The following is a 23402-nucleotide window of genomic DNA, read 5'->3' on the forward strand; positions in this document are numbered from 1 at the left end:
CATACTGTGATTGCGAATTTCATATTCCCTACGCGTACGCCTTGTAAGGCAAAGAAAGGCGACACAAAGGCATTTACACCTTTATTCCCTCAGAATCCTGCTTCCGGCTGGGCAAGATAGTCTTTCTCGGCCTCTGTCGACGTCCGCCCCAGAAAGACATTGCGATGCGGGAAGCGGCCGTAGGCGGCAATGACGGCGTGATGGCGAAGCGCATAGTCGATCTGCTCTTCAAGGCCGAGCGAACGGAAAAGCGCAACGGCTCGGTCCTGTTCGGCAAGGTGTTCGGCATGTTCGAACGGCATGTAGAAGAATATCCGCCGTTCGGCCGGCATTCCTTGATCGGCGCCGACCTCCAAAGCCGCTTTCGCTTCCTGCAATGCCAAACCATCCGTGGCAAAGGCCAGCGGTGTGCCGCGATAAATGTTGCGGGCGAACTGATCGAGGACAATAACCGCTGCAAGCCGGCGTTCGGGCGTAGTCCGCCAGGAATCCGGGACGCCGGCCGCCAGTGCCAGATGCGTGTCGCGAAACCGACGGCGCATTTCTTCGTCGAGAGCAATGGTTGAGCGAAACCAATCCTCGCTCGTGCACTCCTCGAACCAGAAGCTCAGCACTTCTTCTGGCGTACAAACAATCGTATCTGCGGCCATTCCCTTCCTCCCGGCATGCCCGCCCGGAGATAGGTCCACGACCGGCCTCCGGCAATGGGGAACGCTAGCCGCTCAGCTTTTTCGCAGGATCAGAATGAAGGCGATGCCGCCGGCCAGACCCGTGACGATGCCGATCGGCATGTCCTCCGGCGCCATGATAAGCCGCGCGGCCATATCGGCCCAGACCAGTGTCAGTGCTCCGAAGGCGGCGCTCAGCGGCACGACACGGACGTTGTCGCCGCCGGCGAGCAGCCGGACGAAATGCGGAACCATCAATCCGACAAAGCCGATCGCCCCCGAAAAGGCGACCATGACGCCCGTCAGTAGCGCCGTGACGACGAACAGCAGGAGGCGGAATTGCGATACGGCGATGCCGAGCGTCGCTGCCGTCTCGTCGCCCATGGCAAGGGCGTTCAGCTCTCGCGATTTCAGCATCAGCAGGGAAAGGCAGACGAGGAGCACGCCGGCCGGGTAGATCAGATGCTGCCACTGCGCCAGCCCCAAGCCGCCGAGCAACCAGAACACGACGGTATTTGCTGCCCTGGGGTCGCCGAGAAAAATCAGGAGGTTGCCGAGCGCGGTAAAGACAAAGGCGACGGCGACGCCCGATAGCACCAGTCGGTCGGCCGAATGTGAACGCGTCAGCCGCGTTACCAGCGCCACGGCGGCAATGGCGAGCAGCGCGCCGCCAAAGGAAAACAACGGGACAGTCAACAGCCCAAAGATGAGCCCCGTGTGCAGGAGCGCCAATATAGCGCCGAAAGCGGCGCCTGAGGAAACGCCGAGAAGATGCGGATCAGCCAGCGGATTTCGCGTCAGGGCCTGCAGCACCGCTCCGGTGACCGCAAGCCCGGCACCCACCAGCAAAGCCAGCAAGACGCGCGGAAAACGGACATCCCAAACGATGCTTTCCTGTCCGCCTGACCAGGTGATGCGAAACAACCCGGCATGCAGCTTGTTGCCGACGATCGACCAGACGGTCGCAAACGGGATCGGCGCCGCGCCAAACGAGACGCCCGCCGTGATCGACATGACGAGGAAAGCAGCAAGGAGAAGGATCAGAATGGGAAGGCCAAGACGCATGCGAAAATCCACGAGGCGATCCGTCCGGTGATCAACTGGACGGATCGGCATTGTCGTTCGTTACATCGCTTCCGGATGGAAGGCCTTTGCCAGCGTGGCGATGGCCTCGATGTTGCGCGGTCCCGGCGTAGCCTCGACATAGGGTAGCACGACGAAGCGATCGTTCTTCACCGCTTCGATATTCTTGAAGGCCGGATTGCTCTTCAGAAATGCGATTTTCTGGGCCGCGGTGACCTGGCCATAGTCGACGATGACGATGACTTCCGGGTTCTTCTCGATTACCGGCTCCCAGGAAACCTCCGTCCAGCTCTTTTCGACATCGTCCATGACATTGGTGCCGCCAGCCGCTTCGATCATTGCCGTCGGAATGCCGTAACGGCCGGAGGTGAAAGGCTTTTCCTCGCCGGAATCATAGACAAAGACGCGAGTGGGCCTGTCGACGTGACTGATCTTCGACTGGATATCGCTAAGCTGCCTGCGATAGCCGGCAACCAGGGCCTCGGCCCTATCCTCGACACGGAAAATCTTGCCGAGATTCAGCAGGTCGACGAACATGTCGTCCATGGTCGGCTTGTTCTTCTGCATGACGAAAATGCAGGATTCGGTGAGCTCATAGACCTTGATGCCAAAGGGCGCCATGGTCTCGGGCGTCACTTCGCCGCCCACTTTCATGCCGTAGTTCCAGCCGGCGAAATAAAAGTCGGCATTGGCGCCGAGCAACACCTCCTTGGTCGGATACTTTGGCGACAGTTCCGGCATTTCCTGGATGCCGTCCCTAAGTTTCTCGTCTAGCGTCTTCCACCCGGAAACGCCGGTATAGCCGACCATACGATCCCTTAGCTTCAATGCGAGCATCATTTCGGTGAGATTGACGTCGTTGGAAACAGCGCGCGATGGCGCCTTGTCGAAGGTGACATCGCGATTGCAGCTACGCACAGTGACAGGCTCAGCCAGAGCAGCGCCGGCAAAGAGTGTGCCGAGCAGCAAGGCGGTGGCGGACAAGGACATGCGGAAAGACATAAACGGCTCCAAATTATCGAAGAGAAAAACTGAAACGGTGAGATGTGTCGCCCGCGATCTGATGCCTCGCTTCGACACGAAACGCGGATGAGATGCGCTCGGCGGTCAGAACGTCTGACGGCAAGCCGTGACCGGTCAGACGGCCGGAATCGAGCACAGCAACATGCGTCGCAAAATCGGCGGCGTGATTGATGTCGTGGAGTGTGGTGATGATCGTCAGACCAAGGCCTTTCAAAAGCTCCAGTATTTCGAGCTGATGGCGGATATCGAGGTGATTGGTCGGCTCATCCAGGATGATCAGCTCCGGCTGCTGTGCCAGCGCGCGGGCAATCAACACCCGCTGTTTCTCGCCGCCCGAAAGCGACGCGAACTGCCGGAGCGCCAGATGCTTGAGTTCCAGGCGGACAAGTGCTGCCGCAGTCGCCGCATGGTCCTCCTCGCTCCAACGCGCCATGCCCTTGCGATGGGGAATGCGCCCCATCATCACGACGTCGCGAACGCTGAAGGGAAAATCGCCCGGCGTCTCCTGCAGGACGACGGCAATGCGCTGCGCCGTCTCGCGCGGGCCGATCGACCAGAGATCGATGCCGTCGAGACGCACCGAACCCCGTTGCGGCCGGATACCGCGGTAGAGGCAGCGCAGCAGGGTCGATTTGCCGGCCCCGTTCGGGCCGATAATCGCCAGCCGATCACCGGCTTTGATGGACAGGCTGATGTCGCGGATGATGGGCTTGCCTTTAGGTGGCGCCCAGGTGACGCCGTCAGCTTCCAGTCGCAAGCATTTTTCCAGCATACGCCCCTCCTACTGCAACAGCGTTGCGTGGCGCTCGGCTGAAACGATGGCGGCCGGAATGCGCGCCAACGTCTTGCCGCCCAACATTTTCGGGCGTTCGCCTTCCCGCGTCAGGCCATCGGGCCGATCGCGGTAAAGCTCGGCGAAGGAGACCAGCGCCCCGATATCGGCCTCATCAGCAATGTCACCGAAGAGGTACGTCGCCTTTGCCGACGCCTGGAAGGCGACGGTGCATGGCCTCTCGCAGCCAGCCATGCAGACACTGCCCTCCAGACTGAAATCGTCGGAAAGTGCCGCACCAGCCTCGGCAATAGCCGCCTGTAGATGCTTCAGCAGATCGAGACCGGGACGGCATGGTGCGCCGACGTGACGGCAACTCGTGCATACGGTGATCCGATGCGTCTGCTCTTTCGCTTTGTCCATGAAAAGCCTCCCGGAGATCTCGCCGGAGGCAAAGTCAAGATAGGGCTTGCGGACGCGCATACGCCCTCGCCCAACCACTGAATTTCCATCGGAACACCCCGTCCGTTGCGGTTGACGTTATCGATGGCAGGTCTCCTGGCTCACGGGTCACAGCCCATTCGCACCTTCCCGGCATGAAGCCAGTGGCATGTCGCGAACGCGCTCTCCGCTTACAGTTGCGGGGGCAGCCACGGTTTTGGCCCCTGATGGGTAATCCGCACCGTGTTCCCTTTTCAGCCGCCCTCCGGATGATTCCGGCGGCAGCACCATCGGCAACGTTCATCTCATAGAAAATCGAAACGAGCAATGGTGGTGTCATCGATGTCTGCACTTGTCCCGGAGTCAGGTTGGCGTGTTTGGCACGTAGGTTTGATATGTTATTACGTTACATATTGCAATCAAAAACTGAGACTGCAAGGACAGGCTGAAACGTATTCACCAAACGATGGCGACCGCGGCATGATCTCACCCAAGAGATGGCCGAGATAAAATCCTAATCACACCGCCTTACACTGGGGATAGAACCGCGCAGCCACCCCCTCGGCGGCAGCATAGGCCTGCGTCACGATCTCGGGCACGAGATCGATGTCCGGCAAGCTCCCGAGTCCGAGCGGCCCTATGGCAAAAAACCCCTCGGTTGTTCGCCCATCCACGGAGAGCGCGCCCGCCGCTTCGACAGCGAGGCCAAGACCGAGTTCGTCCGGTATGGCAAGGCCTGCGTCGATCAGGCTCCGCATCAATGGCGTGTCGAGATCGGGTTCCTGACAGCGGCAGTCGATCACCTCATCGGCATAGATCTGCTCCAAGCCCTGCTCGCCAGCCGGCTTTAGCATCAAACCGGTGGGGGTGCGCCGGAGAAACTGCCCGCGGCGCGAGAGCGTATTGCCTTCTGCCAGCTCCTGTTTCAGCCGCACATACAGAGCCTCCGGCAGGCGGTTGCGATGGCTGTCGTAAAGCGCGCGCAGATGGCGGTTGAATTGCTGCTTCTGTCCCGCCGGCAGCGAGCGCCAGAGCGAGCGCGCGTGTTTGCGCAGGCCGTTCATGACGGATTGCCAGCTTTGCCCGTTCGCCTCGGCATTCTCGCAAGCCTGCCGGATAAAGCGCACGATCTCGCTGAGACTGCCGGGCATAGCCTCCGCCGGAAAGACGGGATCGGCATTGCTGCGGGTGTGGCTCTGCGGCAGGAAACCGTGTCTCGAAATGATGGTGATCTGGCCATTGTAGCCGTTGTCGCGCATCTGCAGCAGCCGGTCGACGACGCGCAGACCGCTGCCGAGCAATACCGTATGCGGGCGCGACACCAGGCGGCGGGCGCGGACCGTCGTCGGCGTCACGACGGGTTGACCGCTCTGCGGCTCGTGATCGGCAATGCCGTAGCCGGTCGCAAGCACCACCGTGTCGAACGGCGGATTGGCAGCGCCGGCGCTCTCCACCACAAAGCGGTCACCATGGCTGCGGTGCACGCTGATCACCGCCTCGCCGCTGACTTGCACCGTAATGTCCCGCCGCGAGGACAGTGCCTGGGAAAAGCGCTGATAGACATAGTCGCTGAAAATGCTCTTGGGGACGAAGATCTGCAAAAATCCTGGTATTGCAGCCGGCACGGCACTGCGGAAGGTCGCATTGCTACAGAGCCAATCGTTGAAATCATCGGGGTCGCCCGCGGCAACCGAAAGATCGCGCACACGGCTGTTCAGGATTTCGCTGCTATGGCCGGACGCGAGAGCCTGGCCGCCGCTGACGCTGGAATTGGGATCGAAAAGCTGCAGATGAAACGGCGTCCGAACCGTCTTCATTAAGGCGATCGCCATCATCATGCCGGAAAAGCCGCGACCGACGACGGCGATACGCGGCATTTCATAAGCCTGTGCCAAGGCATTTGCCCTGGCGGAAAAAAGTCCCTGAACCGTCATATCAACTCCTGGGGCAAAGAGGTGGTCGATCATGCTTTTCTAAGGGCATATTGCTGCGTTGCCTGTAAACCGCACACAGCTCACGGCCATTGAGCGCCTGGCCGCTGGAGCCGCCGCGCCTCCTTAAACGCGCAATGGCCGCTCCGGTTCTTTGAACTCAGGGCATCCTCTCCGTTTGGTGTTCCGCCTGAAACGGGATGCTCTGGGCGGGTTCCCACGCAACTAGGAACCCATTTCCCTTCGTCAACATCTGCACATATCGAGCCTGTCGGCGGCACGAGAGATGTAATTGTTGCTATTGTCTACTTATTTAGTCGTATATGAAAGCGCGAAAATCCGCCGGGAGCAAGCGCTTTCTTGCGATCGGCTTTTTTACGGTGGATCGCCTCTACGAAATGGCCTCGCCTAGGATGCTGTGCAGCGGCGGTTTCGCTGGCCTGGTCTGGCGGTCCCAGACCCTTCCAATGAACGCGGAAAATAGGTGATAGCCCTGCTCCCATCGACCAAAACCGCTGGCGATGTTGATGTGTCCGGCATGGCCAAGATCATGAAGCGCACTGCCCCATTGTGCCGCATGGCGGCGAAGCTCGGCGAAATCCATATAAGGATCATTACGGCTGCCGACGACCAAGCTTGGAAATGGCAGGGTTTTGGTCGGCATGCTGCCAAAATCGATGGCGCCGGGATGCAGTCTCTCCGTCCGGTCGAGATCGCAGGGAGCAACGAGAAAGGCGCCTTTTACATGCTGGGCGCCAGGCCGATCAGCAAGGTTCGCAGCAAGCAGACATCCAAGACTATGGGTGACGAGCCACGCCTCTCCCACCCTCTCCAACTCGCTTTCCAGCACCGCCAGCCAATGGCCCAGCACCGGCGTCGACCAGGAGACCTGCCGGACGATGGTCGCCGAGGCTTGGTCTCGCGCCCAATGGCGCTGCCAATGGCCCTCGGCGGAGCCGTTTAAACCCGGAAGGATCAGTGTCGCGACCATGGCGCTCTCCTGGATGCCAGCGGCGGCTGCAATGAGCCGCCTGCTTACAATTTCTCCATTCGATGCCTATTATGCCGGACAGCGAAATTTCGATAAGCAAAGAAAATCTATTGTATAGTAGATCTATAGAAATTACGATCATACCGCTTTCGCACCGCTAAATCGTTGAAATGCCAACCGTGATGGGGTCATGAATGGGAACTGTTTCACAGTTGCACGAGCGCATCAGACCGCCCGCACACCGCATTCAAAGCGATGAAGAAGCGCTGGAGACCGCGCGATCCTTAGCCGCACAATTCGCACAGCAGGCAAGCGACCGCGATATCAACCGCGTCTTACCCTACGAGGAATTGGAGGCCCTTTCGCAATCCGGCCTGCTCGGCATCACCACTCCGTCAGACTATGGCGGCCTCGATATCTCCAACTCTGTTCTCGCCGAAATCATCGCCATCCTGGCCGAAGCCGATCCTTCGATCGCACAGATTCCGCAAAGCCATTTCTACATTCTAGAAGCGCTGCGCATCGACGGCAGCGAAGAACAGAAGAATTTCTTCTTTGCGAAGGCATTGGCCGGTGACCGCTTCGGCAATGCCTTCTCCGAACTCGGCACCACCACGGCTGGTCAATACAATACGCGCCTGACATCGGACGGGTTGGGCTATCGTCTCAACGGCCGCAAATTCTATTCGACCGGCGTGCTTTTCGCCGACTGGATCGCCATTTTTGCGCTGAACGCGCAGGACGACCTTACCATGTCGCTTGTTCCACGTGGTTCCGAGGGCATCCAGATTATCGATGACTGGGATGGTTTCGGCCAGCGCACATCCGGCAGCGGCACGACCATTTTGCACAATGTCTACGTCAACGCCGACGCCGTCGTTTTGCATCACAAAGGTTTCGAGCGGGCGACCACCATCGGTTCGGTCGGCCAAATCATTCATGCCGGCATCGATCTCGGCATCGCCCGGGCCGCTTTTGCCGAGACCGTCGAGCTTGTAAAAACGCAGGCACGTCCCTGGATGGACAGCGGCGTCGAGCGAGCTGCCGATGATCCGCTGACCATCGCGAGGATCGGTCAGATCGCCATTCGCATCGAGGCAGCCGCCGCCATGCTGGAACGTGCCGGCAAGAAGATCGATATCGCCCAGATCAACCCAACCGAAGACGATGTGATCGAGGCCACGCTTGCCGTGGCCGCTGCAAAAACCCTGACGACGGAAATAGCTATCGAAGCCTCGAATACGCTGTTCGAGCTCGCCGGTAGCTCCGCCACGCGCATCGGCCTCAATCTCGACCGTCATTGGCGCAACGCCCGAACCCACACGTTGCACGACCCGGTACGCGGGAAATATCATATCGTCGGCAATTACCATCTCAATGGCATGGCGCCGCCGAAGAACTGGACGTTATGAAAAGCGGAAAACTCGAGGACCTACTTGCCCTTGGCGGGCGAGCTAGGGATCAGCCGATATTCGAAGCGCGATAGTCTTCCTGCTCTTCGATTTCGATCCCCGGCCCGCTGCCGGCGACGAATTGTTCCAGCGTCATATTGTCGAGAATAGCCGCGATCGCGTCGCGGACTTCCGTCATGGAACGGCGCACATGACAGCGCTCCGGATCGGCGCAATCGTCACAGGCTTCGTAGGCGGTGCGGCTGGCGCAGCGAATCGGCGCAAGGGGGCCGTCAAGCGTGCGGATGACATGGCCGATGCGAATGTCGGAGGCAGGGCGCGACAGCGAATAACCGCCGCCGGGCCCCTTCTTCGAGCGCAGCACGCCGGCATTGCGCAGCTCCAACAGGATAGTGTCGAGGAATTTCTTCGGGATATTGTTGCGGGACGCGATGTCGTTGATAAAGGCAGTCTCGCCCGGCCCGAGACGAGCCAGGTCCACCAGTGCCTTCAACCCGTATTTTCCTTTTTTGGTGAGCATCGCTATCCGCTTTACTGCAAAGTCGATTGTTGAAGCCCGGTATGATTCGATCGAAACTCAACCGGCCTGACCTGTTCGTTATTAACTACGGAAGTAATCCCGTTGCTTCGTAGGAACAAGACAATAACTCACAAATTGTATAGTTTATATGAGTAAATTTAGGCAAATGTATCGCTTAAGCAACGATTTCGCAGTTTTTTGTAGCTTTACGCGGCACTGCTATCGAGTTTTGGCTTGCCTTGCTTGCGCTTGGTATAGTCGGCAACTTCCGACGCCACCTGCGCGGCAACGAAAACGGCATGCTCGATCACTTCGGGCAGACCCATAAGTTCGCCGAAAGTGCCGCGTGCCAAAGGTCCCGAAATGAACAGCGACGGTGCCGCTTTGCCACCCGCTCCGAGCGCCTGCGATACCATGTTGCAGGCAAGGCCGAGCCCTGTGGCATCGATGGCGAGATAGCCCGCATCCGCAAGCGCGCCGATCCAGCCCTGTGAGCTCAGAATGCCGCGATGGCCCGGTCCGGTCGTCACCACGACGGCATCGAATTCGCAATTGAGAATCTCACCCGAGCGACTGAGCCGCAGCGTACAGTCGATCACCTCGCCCTTCGCCTCTACGGATGCGACGGAGGCGGCGAAAACCTTAAGCCTGCCGGCGCGAATCGCCTCCTCGCTGACCGTCTCCACCTGCGGCGCGACGCGGAAGCGGTGCACATCCCAGAAGGGTCGCAAATGCCGCACCACGCGACGCCGCTCGTTGACCGGCATTGCCCGCCACAGATGCTGTCCCTGCGCGCGCACCTGATCGATCACGGCATGCCAACTCCGCCCCTCGCCTTCCGCTTCGCGAATGGCCGCACGCACACGCCTCAGAAGATCAACCGCCGTCCGCGACGGATGACTGACGAAATCGCCGAACAGCTCCTGCTTTATCGGCGCATGCCCGCGCGAGCGCAGGCCGCGTCGGGAAATTGCGGTGATCGGTCCTTTATGACCACGCAGATCGAGCGAGGCGATGACGTCGGCGGAGGTCAGGCCATTTCCGACCACCAGCACACGATCCCCGGCGCGGATGGCATCCAGGGCATCCGGCCGCGTCGGATCCACAACGAAACGCGGATGATCGGCAAGCGCATTTTGCAACGCCTGTGGCGGCAGCGGCGATGGATGGCTTGTGGCGATGACGAGAATATCCGCCTCCACACGCCGCCCAGCCTCGCCCGCAATCACCCAGCCGCCATCCAGGCGCCGAACATCCACAGCCCTCTCGGCCACATGGGTGATGGCGCCGCTATCGATAAACGGCTGCACCATGCTACCGATATAGCGACCAAAAAGCCCACGCCGCGGAAACAGACCGCCATTCGCCGCGACCGCCGTCCGGTCGCCCTCCAGCGCATTGCCTTCCTGAAGCCACCGCTGGAAATGCTCGGGATCGTCAGGAAACAGACTCATCTTCGCCGCCGGCACATTGATGCGATGCGCGGGGTCGTGTGTATCATAAGCAAGGCCCGCCCCAAGCCTCGTTCGGGGTTCGAAAATGAAAAGCTGCCCAGGCTGCAACGCTTGCGACCGGAGCAAATGAAAGGCCACTGCCGTCCCCGAAACGCCGCCGCCAATGATTGCGATGACAGGCCGATCGCGCGATTCGTGAGAACAAGTGGTCATCGTCAAATCCTTCCAGATCGATCGATTGCACGGAACAATTCGCCGACGGCATCGGAGTATGCCCCTGAGCACAGGAATATACTCTATAAATTTTATTGACAATACGATGCCGTTGCCAAGCCGGCGGTTTCAACGGCCATCAGCTTCGATATCACCTGCACAAACAAGTAGTTGGTTGTGCCGCGCACAACAGCGTTATTGCACCGCAGGATGCGAAAATCTTGGCATATACGGAACAAAGGCACATACTGCCGATTGTTCTGATACATGTTCTCTGGGAGGAGAAACATCATGGAACTACTCCACCTGCTCACCCCATTCGACTATATGCTGGTTCTGGTTCTCGCGGCCATTTTCGTATTCAGCGTGATGGAAGGCGGCGGCCATAAAAGGCATTAGCAAAGCCCCTCTGTGCCATAGCGTAATTTTCCCGATGCCCATTGATGGCTGATTGAAGGTTCGGTGCGCGTCCGCTGCTCGTCCCCCCTTTCCCCTGCTTCAATTCACAGGTTTGATCCTGCTCGGAAATCGATCGACAGATCGTTCGAGGAGCGCGGTTTGCGGAACAGTTCGGTTTTTCCGCAGTTACTCTTTTTTGAAAAAAGGAGAACGCGATGCCAGAGGAATTGAATGCAGGTTTCACAGGAAGCCCGGTAGAGCAGCCCGAGGGGGTGAAGAGGGTCATGAAGTCGGCAACTTCCCTGGCCAAGCGGGAAGCCCAAGCCGTCGCTACGGGAGCTCAAGAACACCAAACGACGTCAGCACTGATCCTGGGGATCGGGGCGATCATTTTTGGAATAGGCTACCTGATGGGAAGAAGCGCCGCTGAAAATGAGCGCTCACGTTACTGGTGGTAATTAATCACATTAACCAAATGCTGCGGCGCGACCGCCGGGAGTGGGCGCGGGGATAAGTGCGCGGCCAGTCGCTGCATGCATATCAGAGAAACGCCGAAATGGCGTTGTCGCGACCGCCCGTTTCGCGAGCCGTTGAACGACGGACAAAGCGAGACAACCGTCCATTCCAACATATGGAACTTCCTTGAAGACCAGCGGTTAGATCAGGAGGAGTTATGGATTTGGGCACGGCCATGCACGAAAGCCACCTTGCGCTCATTCTTTACGCTGGAGCCGTCATCGCGATGGGTTGCATTCTGATCATCGCGACGCTGGTTGCGCCGGATGCTGATTACTCAAATCGCCTTCCAGCATCGCCTTATGCAATCAATCATGTGCAATGAAGGCGCGCCTGCTCACATAGTCGCACGGCAGACTAAATGCGAGTGTTCAATACCCGCCCTGAGTAGATCGTGTTCAAGAAATCCCCAAAAACCCGCTGTATTCAAGGCAAAGCCGGAATCGGCTCTACCAAACTTTTTACGTGTTCAACCACAATTCGTGCCTAACTGAGATTCAGAAAAGACTGACACGCCGGGCACACCGACGCGCATGTTGTCCTGTCCCACAACCGTGCGCTCTGGTGAACACGCACGGCAGCGCATGAAAACAAAGAACCGCAAAGAGCCATGATTTTCAACACATGGAAGAGACTTCCGCGCGCGTGACTGCCCTGCAGACACAGCAGCAGCTTGCTATCCAGAGTCTTCAGATCGCGAATACCGAGCCCTCGGCCAGTTCCGCGTCCGACCAGTCGCAATCGACCTTGAAGGTCTCGCGCGACGGAGCCTTCGCATATTGGGCAAAGCCGCCGTCGCGTTCGGAACCGAAGGTCCAACATTCAAAAGCACGGTCGTCGACATAGGTGCGCAGAAGATTGCGCACGATCACCCGCTCGCCAATGCGGGCCGCGTCCACTCCGTTACCCACGGCAACGATAGGGCGCAACAATCGGCGCCTTGGATACGCGGGAAGGCCAGGGCCTCGCCGGTCCAACTCGCATCTTCGTCTTCCGAAGAGCTGAAGCCCGTGCCGCCGCCCTCTTCAGTGCCGCTGCGGCTTTTCATGAACGCGATGCCGTCCTCCGTGGAGGCAAGCGGAATGGATTCGAAGATCGGAAGATCGGTGCTGAGAACACCACCGAGAAGGGCCGAAATCGGAAGATCGACAGACCTGCCGAAGATATCCCAGCAGGCAACGTCGAAGGCGCTCTTTGCGTTGTTCTGGCCGGTGAGAACGCTGGACATGATATTCTGGATGCGGTTGAGCGCACGCGGGTCTTCACCGATCAGGTAAGGCGCAAGCTCGCGAAGCGCCTCGCGGGTCCCTCCTGCAAAGAGCGGCAGATAGTTGCCGGACAAGATCGCGGCCTCACCCCACCCTTCAATCCCGTTGTCGGTGATGATCCGCACAAGATTCGACGGCTGTTGTTTGGCCGCACGCCCTTTCGACATGACATAGGTGCCATGCGAATAGGTCAGCTTGTATTCGTAGAGTTCGATGGCGGCGATCTTCATCTTGCTTCCTGTGGCGAGGGTTGTCTGATCGAAAAACTTTCTTGCGAAACGCTCTGCGCGTTCAGGAACATTTCACCAGGGCAGCCCTTGTCACAACCGAGATTTCTGAAATATCAGCCCCAGAAAATCTGAGGCTCGATGTGTCGGTCAATCCGCAAATCCGGAACACTCTTCATCTCAACGCGCTGCGCGCATTGGAAGCGTCCGCGCGGCTTGGAGGTTTTGCCCAAGCCGCAGGTGAATTGCTGGTCACCCCAGGAGCTGTGGCGGCCCAGATCAAGATCTTGGAAGCAGAGTATGGAGCGGCATTGTTCGAACGCCATGCCAAAGGCGTGCGGCTAACGCCGCTCGGAGAGAGCGTCAAAACCGATTTGACGCTGGCTTTCGACGCGATTGAGGCCGCCGCACGCAATCTTCGACGTCAGGCAGCTCCGCATAAAGTACATATTGTCACTTCGCCAGCGCTTGCCGAACTCTGGCTCGGTCCGCGAGTTCCCGAACTCGCCGCCTCACTGGGAAGCATCGATATTTCGGTGACGGCTGTCGAGGAGCCGCCGAACCTGAAACGCAGCGCCTTCGATATCTGCCTTTTCTACATCGATCGCCTCGAAAAGGGTTATCGACTGGTTGAGGAGGAAGAGCTCGAACCCGTATGTATCCCATCGCTGGCCGAGCAGCTTCGTCATCCGAGCGATCTTTCTTCCACTCGATGCATTGCCGATGTTGTCTGGGAGGACTGGAAAGTCTGGGCAGCCGCCGCCATGCCGGATCAGCCTTTCTCTCCGCACGGACCTGGCTTTTCGCTTTACTCAGTTGCAGTTCAGCAAGCTCTTCTCGGCGCCGGCGTATTAATTGGGCGCCGTAGTCTTATCCGCCAGCACCTCGAAAGCGGCGCCCTCGTCGCACCCTTCAAAAAAACCGTTCCACTGGGCTTGAAGATTGCGACCTGGTTGCTGCCGGAAAGCAGAAATAATCGCGCGGTCGAAGGCGTGGCGGAAGCCTTGGTCAGAACCGGCTCGTCGCGGGAATAGTGCGCTTCGAACGAGTTCCCATGTAGGGCTGGATCGAACGACACGCATCACGACGTCTTCTTTGGGCGCCAAGTTCGAGGTCTGGCGTGATCGTCGTGGTCGACATTTAGCCCCTGATGCGCAGGCCAGCCACTTGATCATCCGAGCGCTGCCCGGCTGCATCGGGACGGAGAGCCAGATATTCGAACAGCCGCGCCACAGCTTCTGCACCGGGATCGATGTGACCTTCGAGTTGCTTGGCATTGATGTAGGCGGCGCGTCCTGCCTTGGCATGAACGAGTGTGGCGGTCAGGTTCGCGCCCGCGCGAGCCGCTTCTGCTGCTGCAGCGAAGCCTTCGTCGAGGGCATCCAGTGCGGGCGAGAGAGCATCGACCATTGTGCGATCCCCCAGACGCGCACCACCGATCTCCTGCATTCGCGAAAGACCCGCTTTCAGTGCTTCTCGAATGGTCAGCCCGCTGGACGCGCCGTCGCCGGCTGCGGCAAAGAAGATCGCGAGCAATACGCCCGAGGAGCCTCCCATGGTCTGGCTAAGTTCCTGCCCCATGGCGCGGAAAAGCTGCGTGTGATCGGAGAGTGGGAGACGATCGAGTGCCTCGATTAACGCACGGGCCGCACCGGCCAAGGTCGAACCGGTATCGCCGTCGCCCGACTTTGCATCGAGCGCGTTCAGATCCCTCTCCGCCTCGATGAGCAGATTGCAGCAATCCGTCAGAAACCGGCGGGTGGGTTCGTGCCTGGACGCAAGTGGAGCGATTGGTGTCAACCCGTCGGGGAGCGAAAGGACGCCAACCGGTTTGATAGCGGTCACGCCCGGCCAGGCCGGAAGCGCAACCGGCTTAGACAAAAGCGCCAGTTCCGTCTTGTCGGCCGGAAAGACCGAAATAGAGAACCCTTGCATGTCGAGCGACGTCATCATCGCAGCCGGTCCGATAATGTGCGAAACCTTTTCCGCGATAGCCGATTGCGCGAGTTCATGGACGATGACCGACATTTCCAGAATCGAGGTGCCGCCGAGATTGTTCACGAGGACGACATGGGGTCTGTCGTCCATCGTTGCGGCGAGACGCTCGACCATTGCGGCAACCGCAGCTCTCACACCGGAATACTCAACCTGCTCGACACCGGCCTCGCCATGAATGCCGAGACCGAGTTCGGCGCGGCCTGCGGGAATCCGGTTCTCTTTCGGAGAGCCCGGCACCGTGCAGGTGTCGAGCGACATGCCGATCGAGCTGATGGCGGCGATGACCTTGCGAGCGGCGTCGGCAACGGTCTCAAGATCAGCGCCGCTTTCGGCCACGGCACCCGCAATCTTATGGACGAAGAGCGTTCCGGCCACGCCACGGGACTGCGGGAGATCCGGCAACGCGATGTCATCATCGACGATGACCATGCTGACGTTCATACCAAAGGCGCGGGCGCGCTCTGCCGCCAGGCCGAAGTTGAGGCGGTCGCCGGTATAGTTCTTCACGATCAGCAGGCAGCCGGCCGGTCCGGTGACCGCCAGGATACCGGCAAGGATCGCATCGACACTCGGAGAGGCAAAGACATCCCCACATACCGCCGCGGTGAGCATCCCCTTGCCGACGAAACCCGCGTGCGCGGGCTCGTGACCCGAGCCGCCGCCAGAGACGATCGCCACCTTGCTCTTGTCCCAATCGGAACGGACGACGACGCGGATATGCGGATAGCCATCGAGACGGCTGAGTGCGCCGCCAGATGCGGCCAGAAGACCGTCGATTGCTTCGGTGACCGCGTTTTCTTTGCTGTTGAGGAACTGTGACATTATCGCCTCCCTTAAACTAAGCGCATGCCGGCCGCGTCGAAGTAGAGCGGCTTGTTCGGCTGAATCTTAATGGTTTCGCCACCCTTGAGCCTGGTATGGGCGTCGGTGACGGTGATCAGATTGTGTTTCTTGAACGAAAGATGCAGGCGGGTCTGATCGCCGAGATGCTCGACGCGGGTGACAGTCGCCTCCTGTCCATCGCCTTGATTGATATGTTCCGGGCGCAAACCTATTGATTTGGCCCTCGCGGGAGCATCGGGAAACAACTCCGCCGGAACCACGTTTATGCGTGGCTGCCCGAGGCGCGTCGCGGCATAAATGCTCACCGGCTGTTCGTAGATTTCGCGCGGAGAACCGAACTGCACGAGCCGGCCTTCATGCAGAACGCCGACATGGGTCGCCATGGTCATCGCCTCGACTTGATCGTGGGTGACATAAAGCAGCGTTGCACCGGACTTGGCCTGAATGCTTTTGAGTTCGACGCGCAGATCGGCGCGCAGTTTCGCATCGAGCGAGCTTAGCGGCTCATCCATCAGATAGATCTGCGGGTTTCTGACCAGCGCGCGTCCGATCGACACACGCTGCATCTCGCCGCCGGAAAGCGCCGTCGCCTTGTTGTCGAGCTTGTGGGAGATCTGGAGGATTTCCGCGATCGCGTTCACTTTCTCGTCGATCGTCCGTTGCGGCGTCTTCAGCAACGGCGACTTCAGGGGGAATTCCAGGTTCTGACGGACCGACAGGTGCGGATAGAGCGAGTATTGCTGGAACACCATCGCAACATTGCGCTGCGCCGGCGTCAACCCACGCATGGACCGCCCACCGATCATCACCTCGCCGACATCGGGATTATCGAGCCCTGACACCATCCGCAAAGTCGTCGTCTTGCCGGCGCCCGTCGGTCCAAGAAGAACCACGAACGACCCGTTGGGGACGATCATCGAGACCTCATCAAGTGCCCGATGGCCGGCAAAGGATTTGGTGATGTTTTTCAGGATGACCTCAGCCATGACGCAACACTCCCTCGTTGGCCTCGGAAACAAGCGCGTTTCCGGTCGCAGAGTCAAAGATCGTCAGGTTTCTGGAATCAAAATCCAGACCGATCAGATCGTCGACGCGTGCGGATTGGTTGGACGGTGTACGGGCCTTGATTTCGCCATGCGGCGTATCGATCGTGACGATTTGCGTCGTGCCGAGATATTCGACGGCCACAACCCGGCCCCGGTAAATTGAATCGTCATTAAACCTGATGTGCTCAGGCCTGACGCCGAGCGCCAGTTTGCCTAGACGTTCATCACGAGATTCCGGCACCTTGACCCTGTGCCCTGAGAGGCTCACGAAGTTGCTGCCTGCCGTGACCGAACCCTCGAATTCCAGGAAATTCATCGGCGGCGAGCCGATGAACTTTGCGACGAATTTCGTTGCCGGCCAATCGTAGATCTGCTGGGGCTTGCCGAACTGTTCGACAACCCCATGGTTCATCACCACAATCTTATCGCCCATCTGCATGGCTTCCAACTGGTCATGGGTCACATAGACCGTGGTGGCGCCCATGCGATCATGCAAAGCCCGCAACTCTTCCGCCATGTGCTCGCGGAACTCGGCGTCGAGAGCGCCCAAAGGCTCGTCCATGAAGAAGGCTTTTGGATTGCGCACGATGGCGCGGCCAAGCGCGACACGCTGCCGGTCGCCACCGGAGAGGCCACCAACCGGTTTGTCGAGGATGTTTTCGATCCTCAGGATCTTTGCGACTTCCGCCACCCGCATCGCGACCTCCGCCTTTCTCATGCCCTGGCTGACCAGCGGATAGGAAATGTTCTTGCGGACGTTCATGTGCGGATAAAGAGCGAACATCTGGAAGACGAAGGCGATGTCGCGCTCGCTCGCCCTCTTCATACCCACCTCTTCGCCACCGATGTAGATTTCACCGCTGGTTGGAAGCTCGAGACCGGCCATCATCCGGAGCGTCGTCGTCTTGCCGCATCCGGACGGTCCGAGAAGCATGAAGAATTCGCCATCTTCAACGGTGAAGGTCGAGGATTTGACCGCATTGAAAGCCCCAAAATCCTTGCGCACATTCTGAATTCTGATCTGTGCCATGGTTCACTCCGGAAAGTGGCTGACGATGATGAACATGACCGTTCCGACCAGCGTCACGAGGAAAGAGTAGGAGTAGAGCGATAGCGACAGGGGCTGCATCAGCATGACGACGCCGAGCGCGATCAGGACTGACGCCAGCATTTCCCATGCGTCGCGGCGCAAGCGGAATAGGCGATTGAGAAAGGTCGTCATTTGCGTACCGCTCCGAAGGTAATGCCGCGCAGGAGATGTTTACGAAGCAGGATCGTGAAGACCATGACCGGAACCAGGAAGATGGTTGCACCTGCGGCGACGGCTGGCCAGTCCTGGCCGCTGACCCCGATGATCGTCGGAATGAACGGCGGCGCCGTCTGCGCATTGCCCGATGTGAGCAGCACCGCAAAAGCATATTCGTTCCAGGCGAAGATCAGGCAGAAGATCGCCGTCGATGCGATGCCGGTGACGGCTTGCGGCAGTACGACCTTGTAGAAAGCCTGGAAGCGCGTGTAGCCGTCGATCAACGCAGCCTCCTCGTATTCGATCGGGATTTCATCGATGAAACCCTTGAGCAGCCACACCGAGAGAGACAGGTTGACGGCGGTGTAGAGCAGGATCATGCCGGCATGCGTATCGCTGAGGCCGAGCGATCGGAACATCAGGAAGATCGGGATCGCGACGGCAATCGGCGGCATCATGCGGGTTGAAAGAATGAAGAACAGCAGGTCATCCTTCAGCGGCACCTTGAAGCGCGAGAAGGCATAAGCCGCTGCTGTACCGAGCACGATGCATAGGACCGTCGAGCCGAAACCGATGATGACGGAATTGTAGAACCGCTCTGCAAAGCGCGAGGCGCCGGTAATGATCACCCCGTCCTTGCGCACCAGCTTGTCATACCATGTCGTAGGCTCGCCGAGTGCCTCGAGCTGATCTTCCGGCACACGGGTACGGGTGGTGAAGAGATTGACGTATCCCTCCACCGTCGGCTGGAAAACTAGCTTCGGCGGATAGGCAATCGCGTCGGCCGGCGATTTGAAGCCGGTCGCGATGATCCACAACAGCGGAAGAAGCGTGATGACGGAATAGAGGACGACCAGAATACCGGCAAACCACTTCTGACGCCCGGACGGCTCGGTTACGGAATAGCTGCTCATCGTTGTTTCACCTTGTTCAGAGCTTTGACGTAGATCGACGCGAGGCCGAAGACGGTGACGAAAAGAATGACCGCATAGGCGGATGCATAGCCGGTGCGCCATTGCTCGAAAGCGGCGCGCTTCAGGTTGATCGACGTCAGTTCGGTGATCGATCCCGGACCGCCACCGGTCAGTTGCACCACCAGGTCGAACATCTTGAAATTCTCGATGCCGCGGAAGAGGACGGCCAGCATCAGGAACGGTAGCACCATCGGGATGGTAATAGTCCAGAATTGCCGCCACTTGCTCGCGCGGTCACATTCGGCCGCCTCGTAGATGCTGTTTGGAATGGAACGCAGTCCCGCAAGGCAAATCAGCATTACGAAGGGCGTCCACATCCAGGTGTCCACGATGACGATCGCCCACGGCGCCAGCGAGGTGCTCGCGATCATTGAGAAGCTGGAGGGATCTTGCCCCGTCAGGAAGCCGACCACATAGTTGAAGAGACCGATTTGCGGCTGGTACAGGAAGGTCCAGAAATTGCCGACAACCGCGGGGCTCAGCATCATCGGAAGGACGATGATCGTCGTCCAAAGGTCGTTGCCGCGAAACTTCTTGTTGATCAGATAGGCGAGCGAAAAGCCGATCAGAACCTGCAGGACGATAGTCCAGATCAGGAAATGCGCGGTGGCCTGCATGCTCTGCCAGATATCGCTATCGGTTAGGATGTTCAGGTAGTTCCGCAAACCCACAAACTCAATTGGCGCGTTAGGTCGGTTCACCCGGAAGTTCGTAAAACTGAGCCGGATCGTCCAGATCAATGGAAAGATGTTGATGGCAAGCAGCAACACGATCGACGGCGCTACGAAGAGCCAGGCTATGGCGCGATCAGATAGGCCCCTGACACGGGTCGCGATTGCAGGCGGAGTCGCACTGGCTATGCGATCGATCGGTGAGTGGAGCATGTCCGTCTCCTTGGTATGAAGATAATAATAGGCGGGGCCGGCTTGGTCCGCGCAGCCGGCCCTGCGCGACGCTCACTGCTGGGAGGAAGCGGATGTCAGCGTCAGTATTTTCCGTCGTCCTGGAAGACGCCCTTCCAATCCTTCACGAGGCCGTCGAGCGCGTTTTTCGCGCTACCCTGGTTTGCGACCACATAGTCGTGGAAGCGTTTCTGGGATGCCTGCAGGAGAGATGCGTAGGACGGTTCGGCCCAGAAATCTTCCACGATTGCCATGGAATCGAGGAACGGCTTGGCGTAGGGCTGACTGGAGGCAAAGCTCGGGTCGTCGACGACCGCCTTCAACGCTGAATAACCGCCAAGCTTCCACCATTTCTGCTGGATCTCGGGCTGGCCGAACCATTTGATATACTCAAGCGCTTCCGTCTTCTTGTCAGAGGTGGCCACCACGGAAATACCCTGCCCCCCAAGCTGGGCGAACTGTGCACCATTTGGGCCGGCTGGATTAGGGAAGTAACCAGTCTTGTTGCCACCGACGTTCGCGTCGGCGTTGATGCCCGGCCAGGTGAAGGTGAAGTTCATCTGCAGGGCGACCTGGCCGGATTTGTAGGCATCGACGTCTTCGGTCATGTAGGCGTCGGAATGGCCGGGCGGCGTGCAGCAATCGTAGAGCTGCTTGTATTTTTCGAGACCCGCGACTGCTCCGGCCGAGTTCACGAAACCCTCGAGATCATAGGGCTTCTTCGGATTCTGGTACTGGAAACCGTAGCTATAGAGTGCATTCATCGCACCCATGGTGATGCCTTCGGAACCGCGCTCCGTGTAGATTGCCGCGCCGTAGACTTTCTTGCCGTCGATTTCGCGCCCCTGGAAGAACGCGGCGATGTCGACCAGTTCGTCCCAATTCTTCGGAACGGCGAGATCACGGCCAAACTTCTTCTTGAACTCGGCCTGAATTTCTGGGCGTGAGAACCAGTCCTTGCGATAGGTCCATCCGACGACATCCGCGAATGCCGGCATTGCCCAATAGTTCGGCGTGTTCTTCGGCCACTCGGCGTATCCGACCACGGTCGCCGGGATGAAGTCGTCCATCTTGATTCCTTCTTTGTCGAAGAAATCGTTGAGCTTCACGTATTGCCCGTTTTCCGCCGCGCCGCCGATCCACTGGCTGTCGCCGATCAGCAGGTCGCAGAGCTTGCCGCTGGAATTCAATTCGTTGAGCATGCGGTCTGCGAAGTTCGGCCACGGCACGAATTCGTAATGCATCTTGTTGCCGGTCTTCTTCTCGAAATCCTTGCTAAGCTCCACGAGCGCATTGGCGGGATCCCAGGCTGCCCAGCACAGGGTAAGGTCTGCGGCCTGCGCATGCGAAGCCGTACCTGCAGACACAGCGATATACATCCCGGCAGCGAGTGCCGAGTTCATCAATAGAGACTTCATAACTGGGATCCTCCCGTTGAACCTCTCGACCTCCATCGAGAGGGTAAATGAAAGCGTTGCGGCAAGGGCGTTGCGAAACGCATTCCCCTGCCGGTTTCTCCGACTTCCTTTTCAGTTTCTGGCCACCGAGGCCGTCACAACAAATTAATAACTGAGGTGCGGACCTCAATGCAAGCAAATTTTGAGGTCCGCACATCAATTCTTGCATTTTTCAATTTTTTGGAGGAAATGTGGCTGACTTAAAATCGATTGGAGCCTACATGCGGCCAACAGCAAAAGACCTCGCGGAAGCGGCCGGCGTCAGCCTCGCGACCGTGGATCGCGTCCTGAACGACCGTCCGAATGTGAGCAAGAAAGCGGTTCGCAGCGTCCACGAAGCCATTGAACGCATTGGCTTTATTCGCAATCCCGCTGCCGTCAGCCTGGCACGCAATAAAAGCTACCGCTTCAGGTTTGTCCTGCCCAAGTCTGGAGATCTTTATCTGCGCGAGCTTTTACGGCGAGTGGAGGATTTGGGGGCAGTCCTCAAGGGCGACCTAACGGATATCGACTATGTTCAAATCCCGACGGAAGACGCGCATGGCGTTGCAAAGTACCTCGCCGGAATAAGCGAGGACGAAGTCGACGGCGTAGCCCTCATGGCGCCTGAGTCGCCTCAAGTGCGCGATGCCTTGGCGCGGCTTCTCGAAAGAGACATCAAGGTCGTGCAATTTCTATCGGGTCAGGAAAAGCTCCCAGCGGCCGATTTCGTTGGCGTGGACAACTTCGCGGCGGGGGCGACCGCCGGAAAGCTGATAGGCACCTTTGTCTGCCGGGCGCCGGGCAAGGTGATGGTTGTCGCGGACACGATGCAATCACTCGATAGCATTCAGCGCAGGCATGGCTTTGATACGATCATCAATGAGCGATTTCCGTATCTTAGGTCTCTTCCATCCATAGAGACGCATGCTGACGAAAAGCGCGCAAACCAGATCATCGCCCGCGTCCTTGAAAACAACAAGGACATCATTGGCGTCTACGTATTGAGCTCCGAAGCGCGCATGCCGTTGGCGGCAACGGCGGCTAACATTGATCTCGTCAATCTCTCGGTGGTCGTCCATGAGCGTACCCCTTTCAGCGAAGAAGCGTTGCGCGACGGCCGCATAGATGCCGTTATCGCCCAGGATCCCGGTCACGCCGTACGCAGCGCGATCCGCATCATGCGGGCCCGTGCGGACTCCCGCGAGCCGCTCGCCGAACAGGAGCGCATCAGGATCGAGGTTCTTCTCAAGGAGAATCTTTAGATACCGTTAGCCCTGCACGCGGAAATTCCCTTGCCGTCGAGGTGCGCACCTCAACCGGCAGCTACGGGTTGGCCTGCAGCCTTCTCGAACTGACTGGGAACCAATTGCGAGGCTGTCGGGTTGAAAATCAGAACGTCGGCGGCGTGCAGGCGCTGATCACTTCGCAAGGCACGGCACCGACACACCGGAACCGATGAGGACGTCGGCTCTCGAAGTAGTAGGCATCACCCGGACCAAGGATCCGCCGCTCGTCGTCCACCGTGACTTCGAGCCTTCCGGAAAGGACGATGCCGCTCTCCTCCCCTTCGTGCACGAGCGGAACCTTTCCGGTATCGGATCCCGGCTGATAGACCTCCTTCAGCATCTGCAGGCTGCGCCCGAACATGCTCTCACCCACCTGGCGATAGGAGATGCCTCCCTTCCCGATCTCGACCAGTTCCTCGGCTGCGTAGAACGCCTTCTTCGGCGTTTCGGGCTCAAGGGCGAAGAACTCCGCCAGCCCGACCGGGATGCCATCGAGAATGCGCTTCAGCGCGCCGACGGATGGATTCGAGCTGTTGGATTCAATGAGCGAGATTGTCGAGTTCGGTACACCCGTCTTCTTGGCGAGTTCTCGCTGGGACAGGTTGTGAGCGGTTCGCACGTACCGGAGTCGGCTTCCGATGTCGAAGGTCATGGCGGCTGTTGGTGTTGTTCAAGATAGCTAAAACCATAGACGAGATTTTCACGATTTCAACGAGTTAATAAAGTGCAGAAAAGGACTTGTTTGATCTT

General features: G+C 58.7%; 22 protein-coding genes, 1 pseudogene and 1 riboswitch. Of the genes and pseudogenes, 5 read left to right on the forward strand and 18 right to left on the reverse strand.

Annotated features, from left to right (window positions below):
* Positions 1 to 89: 89 nt before the first annotated feature.
* From K290_RS0112625 to K290_RS0112660, 7 genes are all read right to left on the reverse strand, one after another.
* Positions 90 to 650, reverse strand: a complete 561-nt coding sequence (locus K290_RS0112625) for a DUF924 family protein (protein ID WP_028752265.1) — start codon at positions 648 to 650, stop codon at positions 90 to 92.
* A gap of 72 nt (positions 651 to 722) precedes the next feature.
* Positions 723 to 1733, reverse strand: coding sequence for a FecCD family ABC transporter permease (locus K290_RS0112630; protein WP_037135376.1), 1011 nt, complete (start codon positions 1731 to 1733; stop codon positions 723 to 725).
* 60 nt (positions 1734 to 1793) lie between these two features.
* A complete protein-coding gene (locus K290_RS0112635; protein WP_037135338.1) occupies positions 1794 to 2753 on the reverse strand; it encodes an ABC transporter substrate-binding protein in 960 nt (319 codons plus the stop codon).
* Positions 2754 to 2766: 13 nt separating this feature from the next.
* Entirely contained in the window at positions 2767 to 3546 is a 780-nt protein-coding gene (locus K290_RS0112640; RefSeq protein ID WP_037135346.1) for an ABC transporter ATP-binding protein, read from the reverse strand.
* A 9-nt stretch (positions 3547 to 3555) separates the two neighbouring features.
* Positions 3556 to 3969 (reverse strand): DUF1636 family protein, encoded by a 414-nt coding sequence (locus tag K290_RS34160; protein WP_037135378.1) that lies wholly within the window; start codon positions 3967 to 3969, stop codon positions 3556 to 3558.
* Between the two features lie 108 nt (positions 3970 to 4077).
* A riboswitch (cobalamin riboswitch) is annotated at positions 4078 to 4294 on the reverse strand.
* 211 nt (positions 4295 to 4505) lie between these two features.
* Complete coding sequence (locus K290_RS0112655) at positions 4506 to 5921, reverse strand: FAD/NAD(P)-binding protein (protein ID WP_028752270.1); 1416 nt, start codon at positions 5919 to 5921, stop codon at positions 4506 to 4508.
* Positions 5922 to 6309: 388 nt separating this feature from the next.
* Complete coding sequence (locus K290_RS0112660; RefSeq protein ID WP_028752271.1) at positions 6310 to 6909, reverse strand: RBBP9/YdeN family alpha/beta hydrolase; 600 nt, start codon at positions 6907 to 6909, stop codon at positions 6310 to 6312.
* Positions 6910 to 7103: 194 nt separating this feature from the next.
* On the opposite strand from K290_RS0112660, the gene K290_RS0112665 reads away from it, so the two are divergent.
* A complete protein-coding gene (locus tag K290_RS0112665) occupies positions 7104 to 8321 on the forward strand; it encodes an SfnB family sulfur acquisition oxidoreductase (RefSeq protein WP_028752272.1) in 1218 nt (405 codons plus the stop codon).
* Positions 8322 to 8370: 49 nt separating this feature from the next.
* Here K290_RS0112665 and K290_RS0112670 read toward each other — a convergent pair whose 3' ends face one another.
* Entirely contained in the window at positions 8371 to 8841 is a 471-nt protein-coding gene (locus tag K290_RS0112670) for an RrF2 family transcriptional regulator (protein WP_028752273.1), read from the reverse strand.
* Positions 8842 to 9047: 206 nt separating this feature from the next.
* Positions 9048 to 10508, reverse strand: coding sequence for an FAD/NAD(P)-binding protein (locus K290_RS0112675; RefSeq protein ID WP_028752274.1), 1461 nt, complete (start codon positions 10506 to 10508; stop codon positions 9048 to 9050).
* 614 nt (positions 10509 to 11122) lie between these two features.
* On the opposite strand from K290_RS0112675, the gene K290_RS0112690 reads away from it, so the two are divergent.
* Together K290_RS0112690 and K290_RS37255 are read left to right on the forward strand one after the other, a co-directional pair.
* Positions 11123 to 11365 (forward strand): hypothetical protein, encoded by a 243-nt coding sequence (locus tag K290_RS0112690; RefSeq protein ID WP_028752276.1) that lies wholly within the window; start codon positions 11123 to 11125, stop codon positions 11363 to 11365.
* Between the two features lie 215 nt (positions 11366 to 11580).
* Positions 11581 to 11748 carry a hypothetical protein gene (locus K290_RS37255; protein WP_154668594.1) on the forward strand — a complete coding sequence of 56 codons (168 nt, stop codon included), beginning with the start codon at positions 11581 to 11583 and terminating at the stop codon, positions 11746 to 11748.
* Positions 11749 to 12136: 388 nt separating this feature from the next.
* On the opposite strand, the pseudogene K290_RS38935 reads toward K290_RS37255, so the two are convergent.
* Positions 12137 to 12921, reverse strand: a pseudogene (locus tag K290_RS38935) (alcohol dehydrogenase catalytic domain-containing protein); the annotation flags it as partial.
* Between the two features lie 140 nt (positions 12922 to 13061).
* Between K290_RS38935 and K290_RS0112710 the strand changes: the two are divergent.
* Positions 13062 to 13952 carry a LysR family transcriptional regulator gene (locus K290_RS0112710; protein ID WP_028752278.1) on the forward strand — a complete coding sequence of 297 codons (891 nt, stop codon included), beginning with the start codon at positions 13062 to 13064 and terminating at the stop codon, positions 13950 to 13952.
* Between the two features lie 106 nt (positions 13953 to 14058).
* On the opposite strand, the gene K290_RS0112715 is transcribed toward K290_RS0112710, so the two are convergent.
* The 7 genes from K290_RS0112715 to K290_RS0112745 all read right to left on the reverse strand — a co-directional run bounded on the left by K290_RS0112715 (position 14059) and on the right by K290_RS0112745 (position 21345).
* Positions 14059 to 15738, reverse strand: coding sequence for a dihydroxyacetone kinase subunit DhaK (locus tag K290_RS0112715; protein WP_028752279.1), 1680 nt, complete (start codon positions 15736 to 15738; stop codon positions 14059 to 14061).
* Between the two features lie 11 nt (positions 15739 to 15749).
* On the reverse strand, positions 15750 to 16745 hold the full coding sequence (locus K290_RS0112720; RefSeq protein ID WP_028752280.1) for an ABC transporter ATP-binding protein: 996 nt from the start codon (positions 16743 to 16745) through the stop codon (positions 15750 to 15752).
* On the reverse strand, positions 16738 to 17835 hold the full coding sequence (locus K290_RS0112725; protein ID WP_028752281.1) for an ABC transporter ATP-binding protein: 1098 nt from the start codon (positions 17833 to 17835) through the stop codon (positions 16738 to 16740). The genes K290_RS0112720 and K290_RS0112725 overlap by 8 nt, the downstream gene beginning before the upstream one ends.
* Positions 17836 to 17838: 3 nt before the next feature.
* Positions 17839 to 18027 (reverse strand): hypothetical protein, encoded by a 189-nt coding sequence (locus K290_RS0112730; protein WP_028752282.1) that lies wholly within the window; start codon positions 18025 to 18027, stop codon positions 17839 to 17841.
* Complete coding sequence (locus K290_RS0112735; protein WP_028752283.1) at positions 18024 to 18965, reverse strand: carbohydrate ABC transporter permease; 942 nt, start codon at positions 18963 to 18965, stop codon at positions 18024 to 18026. Before K290_RS0112735 ends, K290_RS0112730 begins: the two co-directional genes overlap by 4 nt.
* On the reverse strand, positions 18962 to 19909 hold the full coding sequence (locus tag K290_RS0112740; RefSeq protein ID WP_028752284.1) for a carbohydrate ABC transporter permease: 948 nt from the start codon (positions 19907 to 19909) through the stop codon (positions 18962 to 18964). Before K290_RS0112740 ends, K290_RS0112735 begins: the two co-directional genes overlap by 4 nt.
* Positions 19910 to 20010: 101 nt before the next feature.
* Entirely contained in the window at positions 20011 to 21345 is a 1335-nt protein-coding gene (locus K290_RS0112745; protein WP_028752285.1) for an ABC transporter substrate-binding protein, read from the reverse strand.
* A gap of 260 nt (positions 21346 to 21605) precedes the next feature.
* On the opposite strand from K290_RS0112745, the gene K290_RS0112750 reads away from it, so the two are divergent.
* A complete protein-coding gene (locus K290_RS0112750) occupies positions 21606 to 22628 on the forward strand; it encodes a LacI family DNA-binding transcriptional regulator (protein ID WP_028752286.1) in 1023 nt (340 codons plus the stop codon).
* Positions 22629 to 22755: 127 nt separating this feature from the next.
* Here K290_RS0112750 and K290_RS0112755 read toward each other — a convergent pair whose 3' ends face one another.
* Positions 22756 to 23304 carry a cupin domain-containing protein gene (locus K290_RS0112755; RefSeq protein ID WP_028752287.1) on the reverse strand — a complete coding sequence of 183 codons (549 nt, stop codon included), beginning with the start codon at positions 23302 to 23304 and terminating at the stop codon, positions 22756 to 22758.
* Between the last annotated feature and the right edge of the window lie 98 nt (positions 23305 to 23402).

Origin of the sequence: Rhizobium leucaenae USDA 9039, assembly GCF_000426285.1 — a bacterium.
Classification (GTDB): Bacteria; Pseudomonadota; Alphaproteobacteria; order Rhizobiales; family Rhizobiaceae; genus Rhizobium; species Rhizobium leucaenae.